This is a genomic window from Deltaproteobacteria bacterium HGW-Deltaproteobacteria-6, assembly GCA_002840435.1.
Taxonomy (GTDB): Bacteria; Desulfobacterota; Syntrophia; order Syntrophales; family Smithellaceae; genus UBA8904.
Genome location: PHAT01000005.1, coordinates 410861 through 430668 on the forward strand (window position 1 = coordinate 410861; position 19808 = coordinate 430668).

At 47.1% G+C, this 19808-nt stretch carries 19 protein-coding genes; 6 read left to right on the forward strand and 13 right to left on the reverse strand.

The features are described from left to right. Positions 1-15: 15 nt before the first annotated feature. The 9 genes from CVU71_12105 to rsmG all read right to left on the reverse strand — a co-directional run bounded on the left by CVU71_12105 (position 16) and on the right by rsmG (position 11800). Positions 16-552: a hypothetical protein gene (locus CVU71_12105; GenBank protein ID PKN18247.1), complete on the reverse strand. Its 537-nt coding sequence runs from the start codon at positions 550-552 to the stop codon at positions 16-18. 218 nt (positions 553-770) lie between these two features. Continuing rightward, the gene (locus CVU71_12110) at positions 771-1283 is read right to left on the reverse strand and encodes a hypothetical protein (GenBank protein PKN18248.1); all 513 of its coding nucleotides are present in this window, start codon (positions 1281-1283) and stop codon (positions 771-773) included. Between the two features lie 303 nt (positions 1284-1586). Beyond that, the gene (locus CVU71_12115; protein ID PKN18249.1) at positions 1587-4094 is read right to left on the reverse strand and encodes a DNA gyrase subunit A; all 2508 of its coding nucleotides are present in this window, start codon (positions 4092-4094) and stop codon (positions 1587-1589) included. A 175-nt stretch (positions 4095-4269) separates the two neighbouring features. Then, positions 4270-6678, reverse strand: coding sequence for a DNA topoisomerase (ATP-hydrolyzing) subunit B (gene gyrB / locus CVU71_12120; GenBank protein PKN18250.1), 2409 nt, complete (start codon positions 6676-6678; stop codon positions 4270-4272). A 58-nt stretch (positions 6679-6736) separates the two neighbouring features. Beyond that, positions 6737-7849: a DNA polymerase III subunit beta gene (dnaN, locus tag CVU71_12125; protein ID PKN18251.1), complete on the reverse strand. Its 1113-nt coding sequence runs from the start codon at positions 7847-7849 to the stop codon at positions 6737-6739. A 156-nt stretch (positions 7850-8005) separates the two neighbouring features. Beyond that, on the reverse strand, positions 8006-9361 hold the full coding sequence (locus CVU71_12130; protein PKN18252.1) for a chromosomal replication initiator protein DnaA: 1356 nt from the start codon (positions 9359-9361) through the stop codon (positions 8006-8008). A 57-nt stretch (positions 9362-9418) separates the two neighbouring features. Beyond that, positions 9419-10279 carry a chromosome partitioning protein ParB gene (locus CVU71_12135; GenBank protein ID PKN18253.1) on the reverse strand — a complete coding sequence of 287 codons (861 nt, stop codon included), beginning with the start codon at positions 10277-10279 and terminating at the stop codon, positions 9419-9421. Then, the gene (locus CVU71_12140) at positions 10280-11047 is read right to left on the reverse strand and encodes a chromosome partitioning protein ParA (GenBank protein PKN18254.1); all 768 of its coding nucleotides are present in this window, start codon (positions 11045-11047) and stop codon (positions 10280-10282) included. A 90-nt stretch (positions 11048-11137) separates the two neighbouring features. Beyond that, on the reverse strand, positions 11138-11800 hold the full coding sequence (rsmG, locus tag CVU71_12145) for a 16S rRNA (guanine(527)-N(7))-methyltransferase RsmG (protein PKN18255.1): 663 nt from the start codon (positions 11798-11800) through the stop codon (positions 11138-11140). 48 nt (positions 11801-11848) lie between these two features. Here rsmG and CVU71_12150 point away from each other — a divergent pair, with 48 nt between their 5' ends. The 5 genes from CVU71_12150 (at position 11849) to CVU71_12170 (ending at position 16315) form a co-directional block, all read left to right on the forward strand. Then, positions 11849-12526 carry a diguanylate cyclase gene (locus CVU71_12150; protein ID PKN18256.1) on the forward strand — a complete coding sequence of 226 codons (678 nt, stop codon included), beginning with the start codon at positions 11849-11851 and terminating at the stop codon, positions 12524-12526. Positions 12527-12590: 64 nt separating this feature from the next. Then, positions 12591-12785 (forward strand): hypothetical protein, encoded by a 195-nt coding sequence (locus CVU71_12155; GenBank protein ID PKN18257.1) that lies wholly within the window; start codon positions 12591-12593, stop codon positions 12783-12785. 186 nt (positions 12786-12971) lie between these two features. Continuing rightward, on the forward strand, positions 12972-13715 hold the full coding sequence (locus CVU71_12160; protein ID PKN18258.1) for an rRNA methyltransferase: 744 nt from the start codon (positions 12972-12974) through the stop codon (positions 13713-13715). A gap of 87 nt (positions 13716-13802) precedes the next feature. After that, positions 13803-14960, forward strand: a complete 1158-nt coding sequence (locus CVU71_12165) for an alcohol dehydrogenase (GenBank protein ID PKN18259.1) — start codon at positions 13803-13805, stop codon at positions 14958-14960. Between the two features lie 149 nt (positions 14961-15109). Further along, the gene (locus CVU71_12170) at positions 15110-16315 is read left to right on the forward strand and encodes a DegT/DnrJ/EryC1/StrS family aminotransferase (protein PKN18260.1); all 1206 of its coding nucleotides are present in this window, start codon (positions 15110-15112) and stop codon (positions 16313-16315) included. A gap of 122 nt (positions 16316-16437) precedes the next feature. Here CVU71_12170 and CVU71_12175 read toward each other — a convergent pair whose 3' ends face one another. From CVU71_12175 to CVU71_12190, 4 genes are read right to left on the reverse strand one after another with little or no spacing between them, the layout of a single operon-like run. Continuing rightward, the gene (locus CVU71_12175; protein PKN18261.1) at positions 16438-17154 is read right to left on the reverse strand and encodes a hypothetical protein; all 717 of its coding nucleotides are present in this window, start codon (positions 17152-17154) and stop codon (positions 16438-16440) included. Positions 17155-17198: 44 nt separating this feature from the next. Beyond that, on the reverse strand, positions 17199-17585 hold the full coding sequence (locus CVU71_12180; GenBank protein PKN18262.1) for a DUF488 domain-containing protein: 387 nt from the start codon (positions 17583-17585) through the stop codon (positions 17199-17201). Positions 17586-17599: 14 nt separating this feature from the next. Continuing rightward, a complete protein-coding gene (locus tag CVU71_12185; GenBank protein PKN18263.1) occupies positions 17600-18136 on the reverse strand; it encodes a hypothetical protein in 537 nt (178 codons plus the stop codon). A gap of 24 nt (positions 18137-18160) precedes the next feature. Beyond that, entirely contained in the window at positions 18161-19207 is a 1047-nt protein-coding gene (locus CVU71_12190) for a hypothetical protein (GenBank protein PKN18264.1), read from the reverse strand. 144 nt (positions 19208-19351) lie between these two features. Here CVU71_12190 and CVU71_12195 point away from each other — a divergent pair, with 144 nt between their 5' ends. Then, positions 19352-19771: a hypothetical protein gene (locus CVU71_12195; protein ID PKN18265.1), complete on the forward strand. Its 420-nt coding sequence runs from the start codon at positions 19352-19354 to the stop codon at positions 19769-19771. Positions 19772-19808 lie beyond the last annotated feature (37 nt).

Consider the following 19808-nt stretch of genomic DNA (forward strand, 5'->3'; position numbering starts at 1 on the left):
ACGAGATGAACAAGTTCAGAACCAGGTTGTTTGACGATACTTCCGATATACGTCTCCGTAGCATTCAGACAATTTTTCTTCCTCCAACCGCCGCCAGACCAGGATATTGCCTATGCCCACAAGCCCTGTTACAAACGTCATCAATGCTCCGGAGTAGATCACCCAGCCAGTGATCCAGAATATGAATCCCAAATACATGGGATGGCGAAGCTTGTAAAATATTCCCGTCGTGACCAGATGGTCGATGTTCTCCACGCCCCGCAATTGAATCAAGGCTCCCACAGCCAGACACAGTCCGATCATCCATGTACCAAAGCCAATTATATGAAGCATACCGGGTACAGCCAGACGAATCGGATCAGAAGAACACATGACCGGCCAGCTTGCCAGCATCATCCCCATCGCCACAAACACCACTGAAAACACCAGGCGATTCTCCACGTTTACCCTGCCGGCTTTCTTGAGCAACTCGTAGCATGTACGAATGATCAATCCCGTTAGACACATGCCAAGACCAACAAGATAAATTGCGCTCACGCCTGATTTAGTCATTGAAAATCCTATCCTTCACCCCAACGCAAAGTGTTTTAAATAGAACCATCCCCATTTACTCCAAGGGATCTTTCTACCCTTCCTCATCGTTTGTGAGGCATTCTCCGAGGTCGCTTTTTTATGCATCCTGCGTTGAATGCCGATTCCTGACTTATTCTACAGGCTCAACGAATAAATCACCCGGCGCGCAGCCGATCGGGTGTATTGACGGATTGAGTTTATTTGTTTTTATCTTCAATAATCTTTCTAAACATTTTTCCTAAATACGCGATAAAGTGTCTTTGATACATGCCAATTAAAAAGCAAAATATTACAAAAAACATTCTATGCTTTATTGACAATATTTCAATTTGGGCCTCAAAAAATATTAAGCCCGCAAATAACATTGAGGCTCCAATTACACCAAGAATACCGCTTGTAATTATCCTCTGTAAATATAGGAATACATCTATGACGTCAGGGTACCTTAAAATCTTGGGGTCGGGATTGTGTTTTGCACGTTCAATTTCATTTATTTCTTTATCCTCTGACATGAATAGAGAACACGCAATAGTTGCACCAAGTGCAGACCAAAAGAATAATTGGATAATAAATGTCTTTTTTATGCCATATAACCCCTCAAGATATTGAGATGTGAAAGTGATATTAAGAATTAACAAGACGGAGATGTTCACAACAAAAGAAACCATTATTAGCGCTGTGATGTGTTTATAATATTTAATATCACCCATAGGATACCCCCACCCATTAAATATAATCCATTCTCAGCCCAACAATTAATACACCGACCCCGTATTATCTGCTGCTACATAGACCAATACTGGAATTGTTTTGCCTGCTTAACTAATTTTTTGAAAATCAATAGACTATAAAATGCGGATTCCGGAAAAGGTGTTTGCCAATACCGGTTCCGTTTTTTATGATTTTGAGGGTGCTTCTTTACTACCGGGCAGATGTATGGTCTTCGTCAGATCATCAGCCTTCGTATATGAAACAAGGGGGTTGATTTCTGATCAACCCCCTTGCTTTTAACTCTATTCTTCCGGTGTGCCGGTTTCTTCTGTCGTCACATCCGTCTCGTCGTCGACGCTTGCGTCGTCGTCTTTGCCGTCCGAATCCTGCGTGGTGCGAGCGACGCCGACTAAGCTCTCTTCCGGCGCCAGATCGATCAGTTTGACGCCTTGGGTGACACGGTGGTTGATGGGAATTTCCTGTACCTTCATCCGGATGACATTGCCCGTACTGCTGATCAGCATGACGTTCTCGTCACCCTGAACCTGGAGGACGCCGGACACATTGCCGACTTTGGCCACGGTTTTCAGGTTGATGGTGCCTTTGCCGCCTCTGGACTGCACACGGTATTCGTCAATCGGCGTGCATTTGCCGAAGCCGTTTTCCGAAACGGTCAGCATAAAGGTGTTTTGCGCGGGAATATCCACGCCGATCACATCGTCGCCTTCATCCAGATTAATGCCGCGCACGCCGCGCGCCGTCCGGCCCATATCGCGGACTTCATCTTCTTTGAAGCGAATCGCCATGCCGAGCCTGGTCGCGAGGAAGATGTCCTGATCGCCGTTGGTCAACTGCACATCAACCAGTTCATCCGTCTCGTCAATGGAAATCGCGATAATACCGCCCTGCCGCGGATTGGAATATGCGGTCAGATCGGTCTTTTTGAGGATGCCCTTTTTGGTGACCAGCACGACAAATTTATCCGATACGAATTCTTTCACCGGCAGTGTCGCCCGGACCTTTTCACCCGGCGCCAGATTGATCAGGTTTACCATGGCCTTGCCCTTGGCGGCGCGGCCGGCCTGCGGAATCTGATAGACCTTCAGCCAGTAAACCTTGCCCGCGTCGGTGAAGACCAGCAGGTAATGATGGGTGGACGCAATGAAGATTTTTTCCACAAAGTCTTCTTCCTTGGTGCCCATGCCGACTTTGCCGCGCCCGCCGCGATGCTGGCTCTTGTAAAGGCTGACTGCGTTGCGCTTGATGTAGCCCGCGTGCGAGATCGTCACGACCACGTCTTCTTCCACAATCATGTCTTCAATATTGATGTCTTCGGTGCTCGCCACAATTTCCGTCCGGCGCTCGTCGCCGTATTTATCCCGGATTTCGGTGAGTTCTTCGATAATGACCTGCAGAACCTTCTGGGGATCGGCTAAGATTCCGGAAAGTTTGGCGATCAATGCCGTCACTTCCTTATACTCCGCATCAATCTTGTCTCTTTCCAGCCCGGTCAGCCGTTGCAGCCTCATTTCCAGAATGGCCTTGGCCTGAATCTCGGATAAACTGAACTTCGCGCATAACGCCACGGATGCTTCGTTGGGCGTTTTGGCCGCCTTGATGACTTTGATGATTTCATCGATGTTGTTTAAGGCGATAATGTAGCCTTCCAGGATATGCGCCCGCTCTTTGGCGCGCGCCAGTTCAAACCGCGTGCGGCGAACCACCACTTCCTGACGGAAGGCAATGAATTTTTCGAGAACTTCCTTCAGGTTGAAAACCTGCGGACGGCCTTCGGAGATCGCCAGCATGATGATGCCGAAAGAAACTTCCATTTGCGTGAATTTATAAAGCTGATTGAGGATGATCGCGGAATTCTCATCACGCTTCAGGTCGATGACCACCCGGATGCCTTCGCGGTCCGATTCATCGCGTAAATCCGAGACGCCGGCAATTTTCTTGTCGCGCACCAGTTCGGCAATTTTTTCAATCAGGGTGGCTTTGTTGACCTGATAGGGCAGCTCCGTCACGACGATGCTTTCCCGGTCATTGCGGGCATTCTTTTCAATCAGCGCGCGCGCCCGGACACGGATGATCCCGCGCCCTGTTTTATAGGCGGAAAGAATCCCCTCGCGGCCGTTGATAAAACCGGCGGTTGGAAAATCCGGCCCGTGAACGTGCTTCATCAGCTCTTCAATAATCATTTTGGGATTGTTGATCAGCGCGATGGTGCCGTTGATGATTTCCGTCAGATTATGGGGCGGAATATTGGTTGCCATGCCGACGGCGATGCCGGATGTGCCGTTTAACAGTAAAAGCGGCAGGCGCGTCGCCAGAATCGCGGGCTCCATCAGGGATTCATCATAGTTGGGGACGAAATCGATGGTATCTTTTTCCAGATCGGCCATCACCTCATCGGAAATGCGCGCCAGGCGGCTTTCCGTGTAACGCATGGCGGCGGGCGGGTCTCCGTCGATGGAACCGAAGTTTCCCTGTCCGTCAATCAGCATGTAGCGCAGCGAAAATTCCTGAGCCATCCGCACCAGCGTGTCGTAAATGGCCGCGTCGCCATGCGGATGATATTTACCCATGATATCACCGACGATGCGGGCGCATTTCTTGTAGGGTTTATTATGGCGGTAGCCCGTTTCATACATGGAATACAAAATCCGGCGGTGTACCGGTTTCAGACCGTCACGCACGTCGGGAAGAGCCCGGCCGATGATGACGCTCATGGAGTAATCCAGATACGATTTCTTCATTTCATCTTCTATATTCACCAGCGTTTGCTTGTGGTGGATATCTCGTTCCATTTTTATCTTCCTCTCTTGTTACACAAACCGGCCAACATCCCCGGTTGAATCGTTATATGTCTGGTTGCTCATGTCATATCGAATCCGGCCTGGCCGGATGAGATATCTTTCAGAATCTCACTGTGCTCAGAAAAAGATTTTCCGCTTCACTCGAAATGACACGGTACATGATTCTCTAAATATCCAAATTGGAAACATTCATGGCATTTTTAAAAATGAAGTCGCGGCGCGGCTCCACCTGATCGCCCATCAGGGTGGTAAAGATTTCATCGGCTTCCACCGCGTCTTCGACGCCTACCTGCAGCAGCGTTCGTTTTTCGGGATTCATGGTTGTTTCCCACAACTGCTCCGGATTCATTTCACCCAAGCCCTTGTAGCGCTGGATCGTCAGACCTTTCTTCCCCTGGTTGATGATATATTCGACCAGCTCCTTTGCGGAAGGTATGATAATGGGAGCGGCGGATTCCTCCGGTTGATCGCGGTAAGGCGCCTCACCCAGGATGGAAACCTGCCCTAACAGGTTTCTGATCTCGCCGAACTGCGGCGTGCGGAATATTTCTCTGTCCACACAGGTGGTAAAAATATTGCCGTTATTTTTGAGGTCGAACACGATTTTGAAGCCGCCATGATCCGGATCGTCGTCAATGCGATAGTCGGCCACAACATCACTGCCCAGGGCAACAACCGTTCGGCCGGCGATTTTTAAAAGCTCGCTTTCAGATTGAAACGTCTCATCCGTCAAGGTCGGATCTCCGGCGGCGATACGGATGATATTCCGGTCGCGATGCTCCTTTTCAAAACGGTCCAGCAGATCTTTGATGCGCGTAATTTTTTTGATGACGGTTAATAATTTGTTGCCCGTAACGGGAAAGGGACTGCCGTCGCCCATGAACAAGTTGACTTTCTCCACGCCGTTTTCCAGAATATAGTCTCTCATTTTTTCTTCATTCTGGATGTAAAGCTCTTTTTTCTTTTCCACGACTTTATAAAGCGGCGGCTGAGCGATATACAAATAACCCCTCTCGATCAATTCCCTCATCTGGCGGAAAAAGAACGTCAGAAGCAGCGTGCGGATATGAGCGCCGTCCACATCGGCATCGGTCATGATAATGACTTTATGGTACCGCAGTTTACTGACGTCATAATCGCCGGGGCCAATGCCCGCCCCAAAGGCCGTAACCATCGTTTTGATTTCTTCGTTTTGCAGCATTTTATCGAAACGCGCTTTTTCCACGTTGAGAACTTTACCGCGCAACGGCAAAATCGCCTGATTCTTCCGGTCCCGGCCCTGCTTGGCCGAACCGCCGGCCGAATCTCCTTCGACCAGATAAATCTCGCTTAAGGCCGGATCCTTTTCCTGGCAGTCGGCCAGTTTTCCGGGAAGAGCGCCGACTTCCAGAGCGCTTTTACGCCGGGTCAACTCCCGGGCGCGCCTTGCCGCGTCGCGGGCGCGGGCCGCTTCCATGCATTTATTGAGAATCTGTTTGGCAATCGATGGATTTTCTTCCAGGAAAGATCCTATTTTTTCATAAACAATGCCTTCCACCAGACCTTTGACATCGCTGTTGCCCAGCTTTGTTTTGGTCTGTCCCTCAAACTGCGGATTGCGGACTTTCACACTGATGACACAAGCCAGGCCCTCACGCAAATCCTCGCCGCGCAGGGATTCTTTCCCGTCTTTAATTAATTTGTTGCTGGTGGCATAGTTGTTAAACACACGGGTCAGGGCCGACCGGAAGCCGACCATATGCATGCCGCCTTCGACCGTGTTGATGCTGTTGGCAAAAGAAAAGATGTTTTCCAGATACGTTTCATTGTACTGCAGGGCAACTTCAACGGCGCAGTCTTCCCGTGACCCGGTGACATAAATCGGATCCCTGTGCAGTACTTTTTTATTGCGGTTGATATATTCTACAAAAGAAACAATGCCGCCTTTGTAGAAAAATTCAGCTGATTTGTCGGATCGTTCATCCACCAGCGTTATTTTGATACCGGAATTAAGAAACGCCAGCTCTCTCAAACGGTTGGCAATCACATCAAAACTGAATTCCGTCTCTTCGAAAATTTCATCATCCGGTAAAAAAGCAACCTTGGTGCCGCGGCCCCTGGTTTTTCCAACCATCTGCAAGGGTCCGTCCGGAATGCCTATTTTATAAGTCTGACGATAAACATTTCCGTCCCGTCTCACTTCCAGTTCGCATGTTTTGGAAAGGGCGTTCACAACCGATACACCCACACCATGGAGACCGCCGGATATTTTATAAGTTTCATTGGAAAACTTACCGCCCGCATGAAGTTTGGTCATTGCGACTTCGGCTGCGGAAACCCCCTCCCCTTTGTGCATATCCACCGGAATGCCTCTTCCGTTGTCTTCCACCACAATACTGTTATCCACCCGGATTTTTACAGTAATCGTGTCACAAAATCCTGCCGCTGCCTCATCAATACTATTATCAACTACTTCATACACCAGATGGTGCAGTCCTTCTTTACTGGTAGAACCAATATACATCGCAGGTCTTTTGCGAACAGCCTCTAAACCTTCTAATACTTTAATACTATCAGCATTATACATCTCTGTCATAACAGCTTTTTAACTCCTTAAACCCATTCCTGTTTAAAATTTTCTTTATACAAATCTGTTAGATTTTTAACGGCATAACGATGCATAAATAATTATCGCCTTCCGCCGGTTTGATCAGGGTCGGTTTTAATCCGACACCTACTTCCATAATAATATTGTCGATTGAGATCACCGAAACGGCATCGATAACATAATTAACATTAAACCCGACATCCATATCTTCTCCGGTATAACTGATATCTATTTCCTCTGTTGCTTCACCCACATCCAGATTAGTGGAGTTCAGTGTCATTTTTCCGGATGTAAAAGATATAATCACACCGCTGTAGCGTTCTGAAGAAACAACATTCATTCTTTTTAAAGCATGTAGAAATGATTCTTTATCCAAAGTAACCCCTACGCCTTTTTCCGTGGGAATGACTCTTTTATAATCGGGATAATCAGCATCTACCAGATTGACCTTTAAAATCGTATTTTCCGTTTTCACCACAAACATATTTTTGTGGATGCCGATGCTGACATTTTCATGAACATCCGTTATTTTTTTAACTTCCATTAGTCCTTTACGGGGAATGATAATTCCTTTCGCCATCTCCGGACAGGGCTCCGCCGTATCTACTTTAGCCACAGCCAATCGGTGTCCGTCCGTTGCCACCATCCTCCAGATATGATTGGTTCCATCGGTGGATGTTTCCAAAAGAACTCCGTTAAGATTCTTCCTGCTTTCATCAAAAGCCATCGCAAAAGATGTTTTATTAATTAAATCTTTAATAGCTGATCCCGGAATGTTAAAAAACTGCACATTCTGACTGTCCGCCACACTGGGAAAATCATCCGCGGGAAGCCCGGGTATTTTATAAACAGCCCTTTGACAGGTCACCTTAACGATATTATTGGCGCTTTTTGTAAAATGAATAATTTCGCCTTGAATTTCTCTGACCATTTCATAGAGTTTTTTAGCGGAAAGGGTAATTTCGCCTTTTTCCGCAATGTCTGCGTCATAATCTGAAATAAGGCTGATTTCCCTGTCCGTGGCAATAATTTTCAGTTTGTTGTGTTCCGTCTTTAACAGCACGTTATTTAAAATGGGTGTTGTTGTCTTTTTTTCAACAATTCCTAAGGTTTTTTGAATACCATCCAGAAAGGTATTTCTATTGATTTTAAATTCCATCCCTTCCTCCCATTGTATTATTTTTTTATTTTTTTTCTTTAATATATAAAATCAGTATTAGTAATAAGTCCTGTGGATATGTTGATAACCTTAAATTCCACCATTATTTCAGGTTTGTATTAAATAACCCCTGTGGAAGAAACGTGCACATCCCCTTTACGTTTTGTGAACAACACTATCTTCAATATCCTGAATCATCTTTTTCAAATTAGAGTCCGAGTCTATCGCATTTATGATTTTATTATTAGCATAAATTACGGTTGAATGATCACGGCCGCCAATTTTTTCACCAATATCCGGGTATGAAAAATTTGTTAATTTCCTGGCAAGATACATCGATATCTGCCTGGCCAAAACAAGATTTTTGTTTTTATTATGGGCTTTGATATCCGCAATCTTAATATTCATTTTACCGGCAACCACTTTAATAATTTCTTCCACACTGACATCTTCTTTATTGTTATGCTTAATAAGTTTTTTCAGCACCTCTTTCACTAAATCCAAATCAATTTTTCTATTGGTAAGAGAGGAATAGGCGGATATGCGGACTAAAAAACCTTCCAGTTCTCTGACGTTGGATTCCACCTGCGACGCAATATAATGGGCAACCGTCTGAGATAACTCCATTTTACTTTCCTGCATCTTCTTTTCAATAATCGCGATTTTTGTTTCTATTTCCGGTGGTTGAATATCGGCAATCAAGCCCCACTCAAACCTTGATCGTAATCTCCCCTCTAAATTGGGGATGTCTTTCGGAAATTTATCAGAGGTAACGACAATCTGTTTACCGGAATCATGCAGGGTATTAAAAGTGTGAAAAAATTCTTCCTGCGTCCGGTCTTTTCCCGCGAGAAATTGAATATCATCAATCAGCAATAGTCCTATATTCCTATACTTTTCACGAAATTTCGGCATCCGGTCGTAGCGAATGGAATTAATCATTTCATTCATGAATGCTTCCGCCGATACATACATAACATTTAAATCAGGATGGGAAACAGTTGTCATAAGACCGATGGCATTGAGTAAATGGGTTTTTCCCAATCCCGATCCCCCGTAAATAAACAGAGGGTTATAGTTCTTTGCCGGCTGCTTCGCCACGGCAATCGATGCGGCGTGAGCAAACTGATTGGACGGACCGACCACAAAACGGTCGAACGTGTAGTTGCCGTTTAAAAAGGAAATATTTTTAGTCCGGTTGGTCTGATGGGCGCCCTGATGAGTTTGATTTTGCTCAAAAGGCAGGATGGCCGCTTCCGGTTTTTTCTCTTTGTCTTTGCTCAATATAAAATTAATATCAACACTGATACCGACCACGGTATGCAGGGTATTCTTGATCATCGACAAATAGTTATCCATCAGCCAGTCCTTAAAAAATTTATTAGGGACGGCCAGATGGACACATTTGTCTTCCATCGCCACGATTTTGATGGGTTTTATCCAGGTGTCAAAATTTTGTTTTGAAACTTTTTCCTGAATGATTTTAGTGGCTTTATCCCAAACTGATTCCATTGCCAACCTTTTATAAACAACTTATTAACAACTGTTGATAAGTTGTAATGATTTCAATTATAATTCATCCAGAAGGTAACGCGCCAAACGGTTTAATTCATCCATGGAGTTATAGGCAATTTCAATGACGCCCTTTTTTGCCGAGCCGTTAATTTGCACTTTGGCCATGCATTTTGTCGTCAGAGATTTTTCCAGATCGACCATATAACGATCTTTAACGGCTGCCTGCTTTTTTCCCTCGGGTTTTTCTTTTAACCTGGTGATCAGTTTTTCAGTTTCCCGGACATTAATCCCCTTTTTTAAAATGATTTCAAGGGCTGAAATTTGATCTTCCTGGGAGATCAGAGATAAAAGGCAACGCGCGTGACCGGATGTGATCTTTTTTTCTACCAGAGCCGTTTTTACTTTGGACGGCAACTTTAAAAGCCTGATGGTGTTCGCAATCGTTGAACGGTCTTTACCGACCTGGGCTGATATCGACTCCTGGGAGAGGTTAAATTTCTCCATCAAGGTAACGTAAGCATCCGCTTCTTCCAGAGGATTGAGTTCCTCCCGCTGGATATTTTCGATAAGCGACAATTCGGCGGCTTCCAGATCGGAAGCCTGGCGAATAACAATCGGCACATCTTTGAGGCCTGCCGCCTGAGCCGCGCGCCAGCGTCTTTCTCCGGCGATAATTTCATAACCCGAATCAGCCTTGCGGACAACAATCGGCTGAATAATACCGCTTTGCTTTACCGACGCGATAAGTTTCTTCTGGTCTTCATCGTTAAAATTTTTCCGGGGCTGATACCGGTTCGGACGCAATTCCTCAATACCACAGCTGTTGACGGATGTTTTCTTGTTGGTGTCATTATCGAGCAAATCTGAAAAAATAGCGCCAAGTCCTTTACCCAGAGCATCTTTTTTTTGCGCCATTTATATTTCCCCCTGAAGAATTTCCTGTGCCAGCTCCATATAGGCAATTGCTCCGCGTGATTTGATATCATACAGAATAATCGGCAAACCATGGCTGGGGCTTTCCGAAAGCCGCACATTGCGCGGGATGATCGTTTTAAAAACTTTCTTTCCCAGATGCTTACGCACATCTTCCGTGACGCGATGCGCCAGTGAGTTGCGCGGATCGAACATGGTGAGCAATATGCCGCCTAATGCCAATGCCGGATTCAAATTTGCTTTTACTAATTTTACGGTGTTGAGTAAGTATCCCAGTCCTTCCATGGCATAATACTCACACTGTAAGGGAACAATCAAAGAGTCTGCCGCGACGAGAGCGTTGACCGTCATGAAGCCAAGCGACGGCGGACAGTCAATTACTATAAAGTCGTAGGCCCTGTCCAGCGATTTTAACATCTGACGCAGGCGGACTTCCCGATCTTCCAGATGAACAAATTCGATTTCCAGACCAATTAAATCCTGGTTGGACGGAATCATTTCCAAATTGGGCAATGCCGTCTGAACGATAACCGATGCCAGCGGCACCTGCCCGATCATAGCATGATAAAAATTCGACTTGTCGTAAAGCGTTCTATCAACGCCCAGACCGCTGGTAGAATTGCCCTGCGAGTCGGCGTCGATGAGCAACGTCTTCTTATTTGCCGCAGCCAGGGAGGCAGACAAATTAATAGCAGTCGTCGTTTTACCGACGCCGCCTTTTTGATTTGCGATACATATGATTTTATTCATTATTTTTGTGTTAGTCTTCCGAAAATTTCTTTTTGAAAAACTTGCGTAAGGACTAACACAAAAAAGGCTCTTTTAGAAGGCTTTTTTACGTTATTTCGCCTTTTGGACAATAATAATTTTACGCGGTGGACCCAAAAGGGGCATATTTATATCATGCTGATATACTTGATATATTTTTGATGCATTTCCTCCTGCCAGGGCCGCATCCAGCTCGTCTGAAACCGACTGCCCCTTTAAAGTTATCAACAGCCCGTCCGGCACGAGAAAATAGTTTCCCACCGGCAGTAAATCGGGCAGTTTGAGAGAGGCCCGGGATATGACAATATCAAACTTTTCCCGCCATTCATTCGTCCGGAGAATGTTTTCCGTACGGTCATGAAGGGTAAAGGCGCCCTCGAGATTCAGAAGACGGATGATATGTTTCAAAAAAGATACCTTTTTGCGGTTGGTTTCCAGAAGGTAAAGTTGTATAGACGGCATGGCAATTTTCAGCGGAATGCCGGGGAATCCCGCGCCGCAGCCGATATCCACCATCCGGGCATTTGGAGATGGAATAAATCCGGCCGCAGACAGGGAGTCCAGAAAATGACGGGTCACAATTTCGCCTGCCGTTTTCTCGGATATCAGATTGGTTTTGGCATTCCACTTTAAGAGTTCGCTTTGATAAAGGTCAAATAAAGCGAGCTGTTGGCTGTTAAGTTCGACACCGAGAAGCCTTGCGCCTTCTTGAAGTAAAAGCATGTCCTGATTCATGCTCAAGGGAATAACAAATAATAAGCTTCATCGCAAATAATTAATTTAATGATGCATAACGATTACAATATATTGCTGACGAAAGCAGTCCCGGAAATGCAGGGACTTTGGGACGATGATGTCTGGCGGCAGGCGCAGCCTCTGACCATTGATTGTTTCCGGTTTGAGGGCAGTGACCATTATCCGCAGACACGGTGTAAACTGCTTTATGATCAGCAGAATATTTATGGAATATTCAGGGTGGAAGATCAATATGTCCGCTGCAGCCATACGCAATTTCAGAGTGATGTCTGGAAAGACAGCTGCGTGGAATTTTTTGTGCAGCCCACCGACTATGCCGGCTACTTTAATTTTGAGTTTAATTGCGGTGGTGTTCTTCTGGCGTCCTATGTCACGGATTCGACACGCCTTGATGACGGCTCTCTCCGAGCATGCCTCCCTCTCACACCGGATGATGATCGACAAATCCGGCGGTTTGCCAGCCAGCCTTCAGTGATCGAACCGGAAATTACTGCACCGGTTGTCTGGACTCTGGAATTTTCAATTCCGTTTGCCGTCCTGGAAAAGTACATCGGGCCTTTGGGACATATTCAGGAGCAAACCTGGCGGGCCAATTTTTATAAATGCGGTAATGAGACTTCCCATCCCCATTGGGCTTCCTGGATGCCGCTTTCCGCCCGTAATTTTCACGATCCGGTAAGCTTCGGCCGGATTGCGTTTCGCTGAAATCCGAAATTAAAGTTTTTCTTAAAACATCACGATAACAAAACATATTAAGGAGCGGGTATCCATGAGCGACGTTACGTCAATTGCATCATCCATCATGGCCATGAGCCAGTCCCAAACGCAGGATCAGATCAACCTGAGTCTCATCAAAATGAAAGCTCAGGCGGAAGCCGCCATGGCGGATATGATTATGCAGAACGCCCGCCAGATCCAGGCTTTGTCCAGTTCCTCCGGAAATCTTATCGATCTTTTCGTCTGATGATTATTCATCATTTTTAATCCCGCTTTGCGGGACGAGCGTTAATTCGCCGCCGCTTGCTGCGAGGGGGTTGATTCAATTTACCATGAATCCCGCTTCGCTTTTGGTGTTTCAGTGTCATTATTTTCGTGCATTTCTGCGCGGGCAGTTTTATAACGCCTTCAGTCCTTTGGAGGTGTTGTTATCATGTCGCTTAAAGCGAAAACAAAAAACATCAGTATTGTTTTATACAGACCCAAATACGCGGGAAATGTCGGTTCGGTGGCCCGGGCCGCCAAGAATATGGGCATTCACAGCATGGTTGTTGTTGGAACGGCGGATCTGGATCGCGAAGCGATGGAGCAGCGCTCGACGCATCTGGCGGCGGATGTGCTGGATCAGATCGTTTATGTTGATTCCATCGAGGAAGTGCTGGGCGGCTTTCATTACATCGTGGGTACCACCGCCCGTCTGGGAAAAGCCCGCGGACCGTTTGTGTCGCCCCGAACGGCAGCCGGACGGATAGCCGATCTTTCGCAGAAAAATAAAATAGCGCTTTTGTTCGGCCCGGAAGACACGGGGCTGGCTAATGATCAATTACGGCTGTGCCACAGCGTGGTCACCATTCCGACATCGCGCGAATTCACGTCGCTTAATCTTTCTCAGGCTGTGATGATTCTCTGTTATGAAATATTTATTGTGTCATCGACCGCGGCCGGTGCTTCAGAGGCGGCGCCCAAATGGGCTCTATCGTCTGAGACGGAAGGCATGTATCAACAAATTAAAGAACTGCTGGCTGAAATCGGTTTTTTAAATCCGGAAAACCCTGAATACTGGATGCTGGATATCCGCCGCTTCTTTGCCCGCTCCGGTCTTTTGTCGCGGGAGGTGAAAATCATCCGCGGCATCTGCCGCCAGATGGAATGGTATGCACGCCACAAAAATACTTGACTTTAGACCTGATTTGGCGTGAAAGGAAAACCTTGAAATTTACAGAGTAACCAAACCTTAAACCCATAACGATGGAGGTCGTTTATTATGAGAAAAATTTTTTCTTTTACCGGCGCTAAAAAAATTGTTTTCGGCAACGGATCAATTTTAATGCTGGCCAATCATGTTAAAGAGCATCACGCGCAAAATCCATTGATTGTTATTGATAAAAATCTGGCTAAAACGGAATTGCAGGAAAGAATTGCGAGCATTCTGGTATCCGGAGGCATCAAGTTCACCGTTTTTGACAAGGTGGAACCGGAACCCCGCATCGAGCTGGTGGATGAAGGCGCGGCGCTGGCCATCAAAAATAAATGTGACATCGTGATCGGCATCGGCGGCGGCTCCGCAATGGATGTGGCCAAGGCCATTGCCGTTGTTGCAACCAACAAGGGTGCTGCCGTTGATTATCTGGGCTTGAATAAAGTTCCCAAAGCCGGGCTTCCCAAAATCATGATTCCCACCACCGCCGGAACGGGCAGCGAAGTCACCTTCACGGCCGTGTTTATCCGCAAGAATCTTAAAAAGAAGGAAGGCATGAACAGTCCTTATCTTTATCCCGACCTGGCGTTGCTTGATCCGGAGCTTACACTGTCCTTACCGCCCGCGCCCACCGCACAGACCGGCATGGACGCCTTGTGTCATGCCATTGAATCCTATACATCGGTTAATGCGTCGCCCATGAGTGAAATGTTTTCGCTGGAAGCCATCGCGCTTATTTCCGAAAATCTGCGTACCTGCGTCCATGATGGTAAAAACATCGCCGCCCGCGAAAGAATGCTTCTGGGCAGCTTGTATGCGGGCATCGGCCTGGCCAATGCCGGCGTTACCGCCGTTCATTCTCTGTCTTACCCGCTGGGCGGAAAATATGGCGTCAGCCACGGTCTGGCCAACACCATCCTGCTCGCGCCCGTGATGGCGTTTAATCTGCCCGGCGCGCTGGAAAAATTTGCGGATATCGCCGAAGCGATGGGTGAATGTATTGACGGGCTTCCCGTGCGTGAAGCCGCTTATCTGGCCGTGGAGGCTGTGGAATGCCTGATTGAAGATTGCGGCATCGATTCCTCTATCCAGGATTTCGGTGTGAAGGAACAGGATTTCCCGGCGCTGGCCGATGTTGCCGTGACGGTGGCCCGGCCGCTGGAAAATAATCCCCGGAAGATGACCAAGGAAGACATGATCGCGATATACGCGGAAGCTTTTTAAAGTTGTTTCCGTTTCTTGATGAGAAATGATATTGAATGAGCAAGGCAGGGAAAGGTCTTGCGACCTCGTGTTACCTTCCGGTGATGAGGTAATTTTAACCACCCGGTCGGGTGGCGACCATTCCCCGCAAAAACGTTAAGGAGGAATACATGGCAGGAGCTGAACTGATTGGTAAGGAAGAAATTAAGGAAGTCATGGATGTGCTCGAAACCGGCATTCTGATGCGTTATAATTTTGATAAGGAAAGAAAATTCGTTTTCAAAGTCCGCCAGTTTGAAGAAGAGTTTGCTAAATACTGCGGCGCTAAATTCGCGCTGGGCGTGACCTCCGGCTCGTCGGCGCTTAAAGTGGCCCTGGAGGCGATGGATGTCGGTCCCGGCGACGACGTTCTGGTCCCGGCTTTTACGTTTCTGGCCACCTACGAAGCGGTGCTGGAAGTCGGCGCGATTCCCATCATGGTGGATATCGACGACACCCTCAACCTTGATCCTCATGAAATTGAAAAGAAGATGACCAGGTACACCAAGGCCGTCATTCCCGTCCACATGTGCGGTGTGGCAGCCAACATTGACAAGATCATCAAGATTGCCCGCAAGAACAAATTGATGGTGCTCGAAGACAATGCCCAGGGCTGCGGAGCGAGCTTCAAAGGCAAAAAGCTGGGCACCTTTGGTGACATGGGCACCTTCAGCTTTGATTATGTTAAAACATTAACAACCGGCGAAGGCGGGATGGTGATAACCAACAAGAAGGATTTGTATCTGCGGTCGGAATGGTACCATGATCATGGCCACGATCATAATCCCAAAGTCGGCCGCGGGCTCGAAGGCCGGACCATTCTGGGGTTTAATTACCGGATGAACGAACTGCAGGGGGCGTTAGGTCTGGCGCAGTTGCGGAAACTGGATTACCTCATCGGCGAACAGAAGAAAAATAAAAAGACGATTATGGATATGCTGGCCGCCGCCATCCCGGACGTCGGATTCCGCGCCAAACGGGATCCGGAAGGCGATTCCGCAACATTCCTGGCATTCAACCTGCCGGAAGAAAAAGCGGCGCTCAAATTCCAGAAGCTTCTATCCGCCGAAGGCGTCGATACAACCTGCTACAAGTACAACAAGTGGCACTATGTTCCCAACTGGGAACATTTCCTCGCGTTTTCTACGGCCAACTCCAAGAAATATCCGTTCAAGAGTAAGGAATACAAAGGCAAGGTCAAGTATGACCGCAAGAGCATACCTTTTGCGGAAGACATTTTAGGCCGCACACTGGTCATGGGTATTTCGGTGAAGATGAGTCCCGAAAGACTGGACACGATCCGGAAGGCGATCGAAAACGCCGCAAAGAAGATGTAAAGAATAAAAACAGCCTCCCCTCCTTTTGAAAAGGGGGGTAGGGAGAATTTAAAAGCCGTGCTGAAATTTCAGCACGGCTTTTTTGTCTGGAACAAGGCGGGGAAATCGACGGATACATCTGTTCAGCGCCTCGTCAGGGTTGTTCCGGTATACGCGGCGTAATGCAGATCGGTATGGTTTTTGTACCCGGTGAAATATCGCCTGGCGATAAAGTTTACAAGCGGATCGGTGATGCCGTTTAGAAAAGTATAGCTGATGTTATCCTCAAGGTGATGACGGGCGTGCCGGCGCTTCGACAGCAGTAGTCTGATGCGGGCGAGGAACATGGCCGGAGCCGACATGGAATTGTGGCACAGATAATGGGAGACTTCGGCAACCGAAGACAGAATGCCGATGTAAGTCAGCGTATACAACAGAACCGGATTGATGCCGGACAGGTGAAACAAAACAGCCACGGCCGCAAGATAGAAAATCATCCACACCTTTGATCCGGTTTCGGTAAAATACACGACAAACAGATTATTGTCCTGGTACCTGGGCGTTTTGTGGTGCAGATGAAAATTGGCAATGAGCGGACCGGCCCATGACTCATAATGGTCGTTGTGATCCATATATAAATGCACCAGCCCGTTGACGAAGTCCGTGATCAGATAAGCGGCGATGATGGAAACGATTTGCCACCCCAATCCGATCGACAGTCTCAGCGCATGAAATAACGTGTATATCTGCAGGGCGATATTGGCAATCGAAACGCAAACACCCAGCAATCGATAACGCTTTTTGTTTTCATACAAAATCATCGCCGCATTGAACTGTTTTTGCTTCAATTCCAGATTCATGGGTTGGTAGTCGTTTTTCGCCTGTTAAAAAGGTTTCCTTTCCTTCATTCCACTTTTGCGCCTCGCTCCAAAAGCAGAGCACGCAATATTGACCGGTGACAATGCGCTTCGTCGGAGCAATAGCAGCCCATGGAGAAGTTTGTCTCATGGGACAGGGCCGCCAGAAGATCAAGTGTTCTGCCGTTTTCCGGCGCAGTCATCTCGGAGCGGTATTTGCGAAAGAAGATCTTCCATTCGTTTTCCGTATTGGCCGCCTGTCCCAGTTTCATGGTCTCGGGACTTGGCGACAAATTGGGAAACCAGACATCATACCAATTCTGCGCGGAGTACTCGCTTTTCGGAACGCCGCGCGGCGGCCGCCGCACCGTCCCGATGCGAATTCCCTCGTTTGAAACTCTGTTTGTTCCCAGACGAAGAATGCGGATGGTCATAAACGCCTCCTGTTTTAGAAAAACAGCAAAAAGCCATTGGCAAAATAAGTCAACCCGACCGCGCCCGAGGCTGCGCCGGCCAGCCAAACGAGTTTCTTTTTCATCAAAGCCGCAATGGATGAAAGCAGGATGGCTATTTGCAGAAAGATGACGGCGATGCCGAAAATGCCCGTGTGTTTTTGCGCGTCGTCTCTTTGCGCCTCCAGCCGTTTGGCTTCTTTGGAGATTTCCGCTTTTTCGGCGTCGTATCTCTTGATCTTTTGACTATAGAGATCGATTTTCTTTTCATAATCGGCAACAGCCACCTTGGACATGGACGCTTTGCGGGCTTTCATCTCCAGCTCCAAAGACTCTTTCTGATTTTCATACAAATATCCTTTGATACTTTTGGACTGATAATACGCCCACTGGTTGGCGGCCTGTGTTTGGGAAAGCACCGATTTTGTCGAAAATCCCGCGCCTTTAAAAGTGGAAAGGGTTGCGCAAACCGCGAAAATAACCGTGGTCAGCGCAAGATAATTCAGCCATTTTTCCTTTGGTTCTTCTGCCATAAAATTTTCTCCTGTAATATATTTTTACCAGCAAGCCGGATCAATCAGAACGCCGTCCGTAAGATTTACATCCATCAGATGAACTTCCTTTATGTCCAGCTTATTCATAAAACCCAAAACGATGATCAGATTGGAAACGTCCGTATCCGCGTAATGACCGCCTATCTGCGTATCGGTTAAATCGAGTTTATCCCGCAGGGCCTTGAAGAGATCCTCACGGGCGTATGCCTTATTGTTTTCCACCTGTTTGCGGATGCTTTGGTTGTGCACACCGCCGATGCCGACAACAATTGTTCCCGCGTCACGGATGGAATTTTTTATCTCGTCCGGAACATCCGACGCCGCATTCATAGCCAGTTCAAGAGCCGCCGTCAGATTTTTCCCGCCGATGGGATTGGGCGAGGTATGTGTACCGGCTGGCCGGCGGTGAATTTTTTCGATGATTTGATTTTTAAAAGATATGGAGGCCAGATGTCCGCGATAGACCCGGTAATTCTGATGTCCATCCTTCATGATCATCTGCATGGAATTGCCTCCAATGTCCCAGACAATCATGTTTCCCGGCGGATTTTTGGAATGCGCGAGCGCTGCCTTATAACCTAAAACGGCTTCATCATCCTGAGAAATCAGCTTGATGTTTATCCCTGTTTTTTCTTTAAGTTCCGCCAGAAAATCCGGCGTATTGTCAGCCTGGCGAAATGCCGCTGTCGCCACACCGGCGAAATTTTGCGAGCCCTGCGCCAGCGCTTCTTTTTTCAGGGCAAGTAATTCACCAAAGCCTTTGTTTTGAATTTCACGGCTCAATATTTTATTTTGCGTGTTTTCAGCGAAGGGAACCTTGACTTCTTTTTTCTGAATAATATCGACGATGACCGCCCGGCACTGATCAACTTTGGCGGTTTTCATTTTCATGGTGGCGGAACCGATATCAAAAGCCGTCCGCTGCTCCACGCAAATCCGCTCCGCTACGGACGCACAACCACTGAGCAGGACGCCGCATAAAATAAAAACGAAAAGATGAAATCGCGTTCGTGTCCAAGAAAACCTTTTGTCAATCCTTGTAAAATGCATGAATCGCAGTCCTTGACGTTATGACCTGTTTCAGTCAGTATACTTCCCGAAAACGGTTTGATTCTTATATTTGCTTGCCTGCTGATTGTCAATGGCTGCCGTTATGAGAAGATATTAAAAAGTAATGAGAGGAGATAAATCTTAATGACTAAGAAATTTTTCAGCAAATCAGGTGTTTTGTTCATCATGTCTTTGTTTATGGTTTTTGCCCTTTTTGCCTGTGTCCAAAGGGATCATAAAGCAGGGGGTTTCGTCGGCGGTCCCTGCCAGTATAAAAGTTATCCCGGCCAGGCGACGATCCTTTCCATAACAGACAGTCAGGCCGGCGCTCCTGATCAGATCAAGAGATTCGATGTTAAATTTTCCTTTACGCCTCAGGAAAAGATTGAAGAAAGTTTTGGAAGAGCTGAAGGAAAAACCTTTAATCTTTACGGAAACAACTGGCAGTATCCCGACCAGGAATTTTTAAGGGTCCACAACATTCAGGTTGGCAAAGTATTGGATGGCAACCTGCGGGCCATACCGGTTTTATTTGATTTTCCGGCCTTAAAACAAAAACAGTAAATCCATATGAAAAAACATTTGTTTTCGGCCCGGACGA